2 protein-coding genes are annotated in these 2636 nt (G+C 51.7%); both read left to right on the plus strand.

Annotation, left to right across the window (positions count from 1 at the left end; all coding sequences use genetic code 11):
- Positions 1–1119: phosphate acetyltransferase (gene pta / locus Q0095_RS10055; protein ID WP_297883376.1), on the plus strand; the 1119-nt coding region annotated here is incomplete at its 5' end.
- Positions 1119–2351 (plus strand): acetate kinase, encoded by a 1233-nt coding sequence (locus tag Q0095_RS10060; RefSeq protein WP_297883377.1) that lies wholly within the window; start codon positions 1119–1121, stop codon positions 2349–2351. The genes pta and Q0095_RS10060, both read left to right, overlap by 1 nt.
- Positions 2352–2636 lie beyond the last annotated feature (285 nt).

Genomic DNA, 2636 nt, shown 5'->3' on the forward strand with positions numbered 1-2636 from the left:
TCCGCCTGCGAAAAGGGCGCAAAATTTCACGACGAAAATTTCGCTTGCCAAAGCGGCGCGATAGAGCTTGATAAAGTCGTTGCCGACAAAAGCTACTTCACGGACGCCGCAAACTCCACGCGCTGTGAAATTCTAACCCCATTGAAATTTGAAAGCAAGCTCTACGCCAAGGCTCGCGCGAACGTTAAAACCGTCGTACTTCCCGAAAGCGACGACGAGAGAATTCTACGCGCGGCTGCGATTATAAAGCAAAGCGGCGCTGCAAATTTGATCCTTCTGGGGCGCGAGGATGAAGTGCAAAAAAGCGCAAGCAAGCTGGGACTCGATCTAAGTGGCGTTAAAATTTTAGATCCGCAGACGGATGCGAGCTTAGAAAAATTTGCGCACGATCTTTATGAGCTTCGCAAGGCAAAGGGTATGAGCGAGGCTCAGGCGCGCGATCTCGTTCGCGATCGCACCTACTTCGGCACGATGCTCGTGTATGAAGGGCTAGCCGATGCGATGGTAAGCGGCGCGAGTACGACTACTGCGGAGACGATCCGCCCCGCACTTCAAATCATCAAGACAAAGCCCGGTATCGCGAGCGTTAGCGGCGCGTTTATAATGTGCCTGGATACGCAGGCTCTGCTTTTTGCCGACTGCGCCGTGGCGCCGAGCCCGAGCGCGGAGTATCTGGCGGGTATCGCGATCTCAAGCGCCGCGACCGCAAAGGCTTTTGGGCTTGAGCCACGCGTGGCGATGCTGAGCTACTCCAGCGGCGATAGCGGCAGCGGAGAGAGCGTAGAATTTATCAAAACTGCAACGCAAAAAGCGCGCGAAAAGGCGCCGGAGCTTTTAATCGACGGACCGCTGCAATTCGATGCCGCAGTCGATGCCGCAGTCGCTAAGAAAAAAATGCCCGGTTCCGCGGTCGCAGGGCGTGCGAACGTATTTATCTTCCCCGATCTTAACTGCGGAAATATCTGTTATAAGGCCGTTCAGCGCACCGCAGGCGCCGTGGCGATCGGGCCGATTTTACAAGGCTTAAAAAAGCCGGTAAACGATCTAAGCCGCGGCTGCAAGGTCGCCGATATCGTAAACACGATACTTATCAGCGCCATTCAAGCAGGAGAGAATTAATGGATATCCTAGTCATAAATTCCGGCTCGAGCTCGGTTAAATTTAAATTCTACGATATGCTAAATCACGCCTGCATCGCAAGTGGGCTCATCGAGGAGATCGGCTCGACGCACGCAAGCGGAAGCATCAATTGCGCCAACGGACGAAACATAAAAGTTGAAAACGAGCAAATTGCAAATCACGAAACCGCGATCGCAATCGCGATTGATCTTTTAAAACAAAGCGGAGTAATCAACGATCTAGCTCAAGTAGGCGGCATCGGGCATAGAATAGTCCAAGGTGCGGATTATTTCGACGCTCCTGCGCTCATAGATGAAGACGTAATGGCTAAAATCGCCGAGCTTGCGCCGCTTGCACCACTACACAATCCCGCAAATTTAGCGGGCATCAAATCCTGCCTAAAAATCGCTCCTAAAATTCCAAACGTCGCGGTTTTCGATACGATCTTTCATCAAAGCATCCCGCCTTATGCGTATATGTACGCGCTGCCGTATGAATTCTACGAAAAATATAAGGTTCGTCGCTACGGCGCGCACGGCACGTCGCATTGGTTTGTCTCGACAATGGGAGCGAAATTTTTGCGTAAAAAATACGAAAACTTCAACGCCATTACGCTACATCTTGGCAACGGCTCGAGCGTGAGCGCCATAGAAAACGGCAAGTGCATCGACACCTCAATGGGGCTAACGCCGCTTGAAGGCATCATCATGGGCACCAGATGCGGCTCGATCGATCCTGCGATCATCCCATACATCGAGCGCGTCGCGGGCTACAATGCGCAGGATATGGATGTCATAATGAACAAGAAAAGCGGGCTTCTGGGCATCTGCGGCGCAAGTGATCTGCGAAAGGTATATGAAAAGATGGAGGGTGGCGAGCCGCGCGCGAAACTTGCGTTTGAGATGCTCGTTTACAGCGTCGTTAAGATGATCGGAGCGTATTACGCCGTGCTCGGGCGCGTGGACGCTTTGATCTTTACCGGCGGTATCGGCGAGAATGCGCCGCATTTTAGGCAAAATGTCTGCGAGAAGCTCGCTCATATCGGCATCGAAATCGATGCGACAAAAAACGCAAAAAATACCGGCTCGATTAGAAATTTAAGCGCGGTAGATAGCAAAATCAAAACGCTCGTAATCCCTACCAACGAGGAACTTGCGATCGCCGAAGCTACGGTCGATACGATCAACAAAAACTCCGCGCAGATCGACTATCAGAAATACTCGGAATTTTAAATTTAATCTAGCGAAATTCCGCGGTTATTTTGCGAGCAGCGACGCCAACTTGCCTTTTTCGTTAGACAATTAAATTTTGGGTCTTGGCTGCAAGTCTGTTGGAGTTTGCTGGAGGTCCACTCCAGACCCTGTTTGCCTGGGTATCACCAATGGAGGCTGCAGAACAGCAAAGACTGCTGCCTGCTCCTTCCTCTGGAAGCTTCTTCCTAGAGAGTCACCTGCCAGATGCCAGCCAGAGCTCCCCGAAATGTCATCCGCCTCGTACTGAGCCAAATCGTAGTAGTG

It is taken from the genome of uncultured Campylobacter sp., from assembly GCF_938045535.1.
Taxonomy (GTDB): domain Bacteria; phylum Campylobacterota; class Campylobacteria; order Campylobacterales; family Campylobacteraceae; genus Campylobacter_B.

Excerpts from the sequence above, each read along its gene's own strand:
- Q0095_RS10060 (WP_297883377.1), top strand. The coding sequence starts at position 1,119 with ATGGATATCCTAGTCATAAATTCCGGCTCGAGCTCGGTTAAATTTAAA.